Source organism: Serratia sp. CY71090 (assembly GCF_052166845.1).
Lineage (GTDB): Bacteria > Pseudomonadota > Gammaproteobacteria > Enterobacterales > Enterobacteriaceae > Serratia > Serratia nematodiphila.
On the sequence record NZ_JBJNOA010000004.1, the window covers coordinates 239,701 to 246,656 of the forward strand.

5 protein-coding genes are annotated in these 6,956 nt (G+C 61.2%); 1 reads left to right on the forward strand and 4 read right to left on the reverse strand.

The window, feature by feature from the left end; genetic code table 11:
• Positions 1-90: 90 nt before the first annotated feature.
• Positions 91-2,271: a carbon starvation CstA family protein gene (locus tag ACJ8OK_RS10820; RefSeq protein WP_033631682.1), complete on the reverse strand. Its 2,181-nt coding sequence runs from the start codon at positions 2,269-2,271 to the stop codon at positions 91-93.
• A gap of 436 nt (positions 2,272-2,707) precedes the next feature.
• Between ACJ8OK_RS10820 and sfnG the strand changes: the two genes are divergently transcribed.
• Entirely contained in the window at positions 2,708-3,802 is a 1,095-nt protein-coding gene (sfnG, locus tag ACJ8OK_RS10825; protein ID WP_274851604.1) for a dimethylsulfone monooxygenase SfnG, read from the forward strand.
• A gap of 4 nt (positions 3,803-3,806) precedes the next feature.
• Here sfnG and ACJ8OK_RS10830 read toward each other — a convergent pair whose 3' ends face one another.
• The 3 genes from ACJ8OK_RS10830 to ACJ8OK_RS10840 form a co-directional block, all read right to left on the reverse strand.
• Positions 3,807-4,691 carry a LysR family transcriptional regulator gene (locus ACJ8OK_RS10830; protein WP_060558478.1) on the reverse strand — a complete coding sequence of 295 codons (885 nt, stop codon included), beginning with the start codon at positions 4,689-4,691 and terminating at the stop codon, positions 3,807-3,809.
• 27 nt (positions 4,692-4,718) lie between these two features.
• Complete coding sequence (locus tag ACJ8OK_RS10835) at positions 4,719-5,411, reverse strand: MgtC/SapB family protein (RefSeq protein ID WP_019453282.1); 693 nt, start codon at positions 5,409-5,411, stop codon at positions 4,719-4,721.
• Positions 5,412-5,522: 111 nt separating this feature from the next.
• Positions 5,523-6,302 carry an ABC transporter ATP-binding protein gene (locus ACJ8OK_RS10840; protein ID WP_053063685.1) on the reverse strand — a complete coding sequence of 260 codons (780 nt, stop codon included), beginning with the start codon at positions 6,300-6,302 and terminating at the stop codon, positions 5,523-5,525.
• Between the last annotated feature and the right edge of the window lie 654 nt (positions 6,303-6,956).

A 6,956-nucleotide genomic window follows, 5' to 3' on the forward strand; every position in this document is an offset into this window, starting at 1 on the left:
GCGCCGCACGCCTGGCGTCTTGCGATGCGCAGGCCGTGCGGCTTTGGGTACTACTTAATGCTTATTATGCAGGGTATCCGTTAAATCACATCAATGCTGGGTCGAAACTTTGACCTCCCCCTCAGTTACGCCGTCGGCGGGCGCGGCCTGCGGCACCGGCACGTAAGGCGTTTCCTGGTCGGTGCGTTTCGGGTTCTTGTGCGCCGCCATCGCGGTTTTCACCCCGTAGAAGATGATGCTGTACACCACCAGCAGGAACAGAATGCTCAGCCCGGCGTTGGTGTAGTTGTTCACCACGATGTGGTTCATGTTGGCGATCTGCTGGGCGCTCAGCTCGGCGCCGCCCTCGGCGATCTTGCGCTTGTACTCGCCGGCCAGGAAGAAGAAGCCTTCCAGCTGTGGGTTGTCGCTGAACAGCTTCAGGCCCAGCGCGTAGGTGGTGCAGATCAGCAGCCACACCGCCGGCAGCACGGTCACCCAGATGTATTGGGTGCGCTTCATTTTAATCAGCACCACGGTGCCCAGCACCAGCGCCACGGCGGCCAGCATCTGGTTGGAGATGCCGAACAGCGGCCACAGGCTCTTCACGCCGCCGAGCGGATCCACCACGCCCTGATACAGCAGGTAGCCCCACAGCCCGACGCAGCCTGCGGTGCCGATGATGCCGGCCACCAGCGAGTCGGTTTTCTTCAGGAACGGCACGAAGTTGCCCAGCAGATCCTGCAGCATAAAGCGGCCGGAGCGGGTGCCGGCGTCCAGCGCGGTCAGGATGAACAGCGCCTCGAACAGAATGCCGAAGTGATACCAGAAGCCCATGTTGGCGCCCGGAATGATCTGGTGGAACACGTGGGCGATGCCCACCGCCAGCGTTGGTGCGCCGCCGGCGCGGTTCAGCACCGAAGGTTCGCCGATGTCGGTGGCGGTCTGCAGGATCTGTTCCGGGCTGATGACGAAGCCCCAGGAGCTGACCGCCGCCGCCGCGTGCACGGTGACGTCCTTCAGCGAAGCCATGATCATCGGCGCGTCTTCGGTGCCCAGGCGGTGCAGATCCGGCATGGTGATGCCCAGCGCCGCCGGCGGGGTGTTCATGGCGAAGTACAGGCCCGGCTCGATGATGGACGCCGCCACCAGCGCCATGATGGCGACGAAGGACTCCATCAGCATTGCGCCGTAGCCGATAAAGCGCGCGTCGGTCTCATTGGCCAGCAGCTTCGGCGTGGTGCCGGAGGCGATCAGCGCATGGAAGCCGGAGACCGCGCCGCAGGCGATGGTGATGAACAGGAACGGGAACAGGGTGCCTTTCCACACCGGGCCGGTGCCGTCGACGAACTGGGTCACCGCCGGCATTTTCAGCTCAGGGTTGAGGATCACGATGCCGATCGCCAGCCCGACGATCACGCCGATTTTCAGGAAGGTGGCCAGGTAGTCGCGCGGCGCCAGGATCAGCCACACCGGCAGCAGGGCGGAGACAAAGGCGTAGCCGATCAGCGTGAAGGTGATGGTGGTGTCTTTAAAGGTCAGCGCCGGGCCCCAGTACGGGTCGTGCGCCACCACGCCGCCGAACCAGATGGCGGCCACCAGCAGCACGATGCCGATGATTGACACTTCACCCACGCGGCCGGGGCGCAGATAGCGCATGTAGATGCCCATAAACAGCGCGATCGGCACGGTGGAGCAGACGGTGAACACGCCCCACGGGCTTTCCGCCAGCGCTTTCACCACGATCAGCGCCAGCACCGCCAGGATGATGATCATGATCAGGAAGCAGCCGAATAGCGCGATGGTGCCCGGTATCGGCCCCATCTCTTTTTTGATGATCTCACCGAGCGAGGCGCCGTTGCGGCGCGAGGAGATGAACAGCACCATAAAGTCCTGCACCGCCCCCGCCAGCACCACGCCGCCCAGCAGCCACAGCGTGCCGGGCAGGTAGCCGACCTGCGCGGCCAGCACCGGCCCCACCAGCGGCCCAGCGCCGGCGATGGCGGCGAAGTGGTGGCCGAACAGCACGTTCTTGTTGGTCGGCACGTAGTTCAGGCCGTCGTTGTTGACCACCGCCGGCGTGGCGCGACCGGCGTCCAGCTTCATCACCCTGGTGGCGATGTACAGGCTGTAGTAGCGGTAGGCCACCAGATACACCGCCACCGAAGCGACGACGATCCACAGCGCGCTGATGTGTTCGCCGCGGCGCAGCGCCACCACGCCGAGGCAGGCTGCGCCGAGTATCCCCAGCAGCATCCACGGAATGTGCTTTAAAATCCCCTCTCGTTTCATGAGGTATCCTTAATTCCAGTCTGCAAAATATGAATGAACTCATCCGCTTGTAAGAGATGTCAGAGTGGCGCGGTGAGCCGTAGCGTCTTTCCCGAGGTAAGGCGGGTTTAGGAACAGCTCATCATCGCCGGGGGTAAGGGGGGAAGACAGGCGTATTTCGCTCAGCGGTCAGATCCGCCGGCTGAACGGTTGGATTGGCGGGGTAAGCGGTTTGCTGCATAACCAACAGCCGCCCGCCAGTTGTTGTTGCCAATGCAGCACCCGCTTTAACCCGCCGGCTTTAAACCCTCGGTTTATCAGCCAGATGCCTTAACGCGGCGGTTGGCACGCATTCTGCTATCGGATTTATAACCAAAACAAGGTTTTCAATATTTGTAAATCGATAATGGTTATATGCGTGCCGCATCACGGCGCCAACGAGCAGAGGGAGAGAAGCATGTCAGCAGCAAACCACTCGCAGCAGCCTATTCAGTTCGCCTACTGGGTGCCGAACGTCTCCGGCGGTCTGGTGATCAGCAACATCCCGCAGCGCACCGGTTGGGACATCGGCTATAACCGCAAGCTGGCGCAGATTGCCGAGCGCGCCGGTTTCGACTACGCGCTTACCCAGATCCGCTTCACCGCCGGTTACGGCGCGGAGAACCAGCACGAATCGGTGTCGTTCTCACAGGCGCTGCTGGATTCCACCGAGAAACTGAAAGTGATCGCCGCACTGCTGCCGGGGCCGTGGAACCCCACGCTGGCGGCCAAACAGATCGCCACCATCAGCCATCTTTCCAACGCGCGCATCGCGGTGAACATTGTCAGCGGCTGGTTCCGCGGCGAGTTCAAGGCCATCGGCGAGCCGTGGCTGGATCATGAGGAGCGCTACCTGCGCTCGGAAGAGTTTATCCGCTGCCTGCACGGCATCTGGACTGAGCCCAGCTTCACCTTCGCCGGCGATTTTTATCGCTATCGCGACTACTCGCTGAAGCCCAAGCCGCTGGATCCGCTGCCGGAGATCTTCCAGGGCGGCAGCTCGCGGGCGGCGCGCGACATGGCGGCGCGGGTTTCGGACTGGTACTTCACCAACGGCAACAGCGTGGAGGGCATTCGCCAGCAGGTGGACGATCTGCAGACCAAGGCCAGGGCCAACCAGCACCGGGTCAAGGTGGGGGTGAACGGCTTCGTCATTGCCCGCGATACCGAGCAGGAAGCGCAGGCAGTGCTGCAGGAGATTATCGATCACGCCAACCCGGAGGCGGTGCAAGGATTCGGCCACGAGGTGAAGAACGCCGGGGCGGCCTCGCCCGAGGGCGAGGGCAACTGGGCCAAATCCTCGTTTGAGGATCTGGTGCAGTACAACGACGGCTTTAAAACCAACCTGATCGGCACGCCGCAGCAGATCGCCGAGCGCATCATCGCGTTAAAAGACGCCGGGGTGGATCTGCTGTTGCTGGCGTTTCTGCACTTCCAGGAAGAGGTGGAGTACTTCGGCCGCGAAGTGATCCCGCTGGTGCGCGAACTGGAGCGCCAGCGGGCGGCGGCCTGAGCGTTCAACCCGTTTGCAGGGTTTGCAGCAGGTGGATAAAGGCGGCGCTGAGCGGCGGCGTGGCTGGCTCATGGCGGGTAAAGACATAAAAGCGCGCGCTGATGTCGATCCCCTGCGTCGGGATTTTCTGCAGGTGCAGCTGCGGGGCGTAGTGCGCGACGACCCGATCGCTCAGCAGCGCGATATAGCCCTGCTGCCTGACCAGGCACCAGGTCGCCAGAAAGGAGTCGGTCTCGACGATCTGGCCGTGCGGCGTGTAACGCTCGGCGATCTCGCGGATGGCGGCGTGCCCCACCGAGCTGGAGCGCGGCACCACCCATTTGGCTTCGGCCGGCGGCTGCCCGGCGGCGGTCAGGTCGCCCCCTTGATAGAGCGAGAAGCGCTCGCTCTTCAGCGCCTGCATGGCTAGATCGGCGCCGCCCGCCGCGCCGTTCAGGCTGCTGACCGCCAAATCCAGCTCGCAGTTTCTCAGCCGGGCGAGCAGGCCTTCCGGGCCGTCTTCCACCACCGTCACCCGGGTATGCGGGTAGCGGCGGTTGAAGCCTTCGAGCACCTGAGGCAGGTAGCACAGCAGCGGATCGACGCTCATCCCCACCCGCAGGCGCTTCTCGCCGCCGGCGCTCATGCCGCGCAGCTCGTCAAACGCGCTGAGCAACTGATTGGTGGCGGCGTCTATCCGCCGGTAAAACAACTCGCCGACCGCCGTCAGGCGCACGCCGCGGTTGCTGCGCTCCAGCAACCGCGCGCCGATGGACATTTCCAGCTCTTTGAGCACCCGGCTGAGCGTCGGTTGCGAGACGGCCAGTTTTTTCGCGGCATCGTGCAAACTTCCGCAGTGAACGATGTCTTTGAACATCGTCAGATGAGCCAGTTTTGGCATGGTTTTCATGGTGAATCTCCCTGGAAGTGAACGGCATTAGCCGGAGCCGGCGATGCGGCTGTAATAGGCCTGTTTCATCATGCTGTCGTTCAGCAGTTTATTGATGGTCTGGTCGAGCACCGGCGTGGTGACGGAGGCCGGCATCAGCGTGGCGGTGATCTCCACGTCGTCGTCGCCAAAGGGTTCGATATCCAGATGCGAGATAAAGCAGTTTTCTCCTTGCAGCACCTGTTTGAATTTGGCCAGCGCTTCACGCTGTTCATGCTCGAAGGCAATGACGCAAATCTGGTAGGTGGATTCGCCGTTAACGTCATTGAAGGGCTGTTTGTTGACCATATTGACCAGAGGGCGCAGCAGGGTGTTGGCGGCGAGCACGAACAGCGTGGCGGCCAGCGCATCGCCGTACAGGCCGCAGCCGGCGCAGGCGCCGACCGCCGCGGAGCCCCAGAGCGTGGCGGCGGTGTTCAGGCCGCGGATGTTCATCCCTTCTTTCATGATGGCCCCGGCGCCGAGAAAGCCGACGCCGGAGACCACGTAGGAGATGACGCGCACCGCGCCGCCGCTGCCGTCGATGGTCATGGCCAGGTGGACGAAAATCGCCGCGCTGGTGGCCACCAGCGTATTGGTGCGCAGCCCGGCGGTGCGCTGGCGGAATTGTCTTTCGTAGCCGATGGCGGCGCCCAGGACGGACGCGGTCAGCAGCGTCAGCAGTGTATGAATGAAATGCATGATAATAACTCGATGTATTATCCGCTTATCATGAGCCACCCGTGGCGGGGTGACTCTTGATAAACAGGTAGTTAAGTTGGCGGGATCCGTCCCGCCAGGCCAGGGCGGCGCTCAGTGCGCGGCGGCGATCTGCCGGCTGAGCGTCTCGCTGATTTTGTCCGTCAGCGGCTGCATCCCCTCGCGGGTACGCGTCTCGCGGCGCTGCGCGATGTGATAGCAGCCGTCGAGGGTGCCGGCGCCCAGCAGGAGGATGCGATCAGACATCATTACCGCTTCCTCTACGCTGTGGGTCACCAGCACGATGGAGCGGGTTTTGATCTGGCGCGTGCTCCAGATGCGCAGCAGATCGCTGCGCAGGTGTTCGCCGGTATAGACGTCCAGCGCGGAAAACGGCTCATCCAGCAACAGCAGCATCGGTTCTACCGCCAGCGCGCGCGCAAAGCCGACCCGCTGGCGCATGCCGCCGGAAAGCTCGCGCGGGTAGGCGTCGCGGTAGGGCGCGAGACCGACCAGATCGAGCATTTTCAGCGTCTGGGTTTCGACCACCTGCGGCGGCAGATCCTGCGCCTGCAGCCCGAAGGCGATATTTTGATAGACGTTCAGCCACGGGAAAATGGCGAAGGTCTGGAACACCATGTTGATCTGCGGATTCGGCCCCGAGACTTTTTTATCCCCCAGCATCACGGTGCCCAGATCCGGCGCGATCAGGCCGGAAAGTATGCGCAGCAGGGTGGATTTGCCCGAGCCGGACTGCCCCAAAATGCTGACGACCTCGTTATCGTAGAGGCGCAGGTTGATTTCATTCAGCACCAGGCGTTTTTCTTTACCGGTAGGCTGAACGCTTTTGCTGGCGTTATTAACCGTCAGCAGCGTGGTTTTTTTTACCATCATGATGTTTCTCCACTCAATTAAAAATATGAGCATGGAAAAATGGCCGATAGTTATCGCCGCGCAGGGGTAAAATAAATGCGAGCGCAAATAAGCCTGAGCGTTATCGGACTGTTAATAAGCGTATGCTGGAAGGATTAGCCTGTCAGGCGCGCCGGAGCGGCGTGCGCGGAGGCCATGCGCTGAAGGGGTAAAGCGAAGGGATGTGGTAACTGACGCATATCCTGACACTTTCAGGATGCAATGGGATGACTATTGCTCCTGTGACCTCAGCGATTCCAACAATAAAATAAACAACCAACTGTCGCCGTCCATATCATTTCCCCGTTATTTTTCGTGTGGCCATAATACGCGTGATATTGTCTGTGATTCAATGTGGTTAGGCGGAATTATCGCGGCAAAATGTAATTTAATATGAATGCGGGAAAGTTTTTCTTTATTTATTAAACGGGGCGTCAACGAAAATCATGAGAATGAATATAGGCGCTATTTTATGGAAATATAAACCTGAATTAAACGAGAGAATAACAGGGCGGGCGCAAGACAAATAATGAACCGGCCGCAGAGCGCGCTGCGGCCGGTATCGGGTCAGAACTGATACATGATGCCGGTTTCGATAATGTCGTCGGCGCCGGCGCCGACGGCGTTCTGCCGTTG

What these genes read in the sequence shown, in the direction of transcription:
- ACJ8OK_RS10835 (WP_019453282.1), bottom strand. Translation starts at nt 5,411, where the DNA reads ATGCATTTCATTCATACACTGCTGACGCTGCTGACCGCGTCCGTCCTG.
- ACJ8OK_RS10820 (WP_033631682.1), bottom strand. Translation starts at nt 2,271, where the DNA reads ATGAAACGAGAGGGGATTTTAAAGCACATTCCGTGGATGCTGCTGGGG.
- ACJ8OK_RS10830 (WP_060558478.1), bottom strand. Translation starts at nt 4,691, where the DNA reads ATGAAAACCATGCCAAAACTGGCTCATCTGACGATGTTCAAAGACATC.
- ACJ8OK_RS10840 (WP_053063685.1), bottom strand. Translation starts at nt 6,302, where the DNA reads ATGATGGTAAAAAAAACCACGCTGCTGACGGTTAATAACGCCAGCAAA.
- sfnG (WP_274851604.1), top strand. Translation starts at nt 2,708, where the DNA reads ATGTCAGCAGCAAACCACTCGCAGCAGCCTATTCAGTTCGCCTACTGG.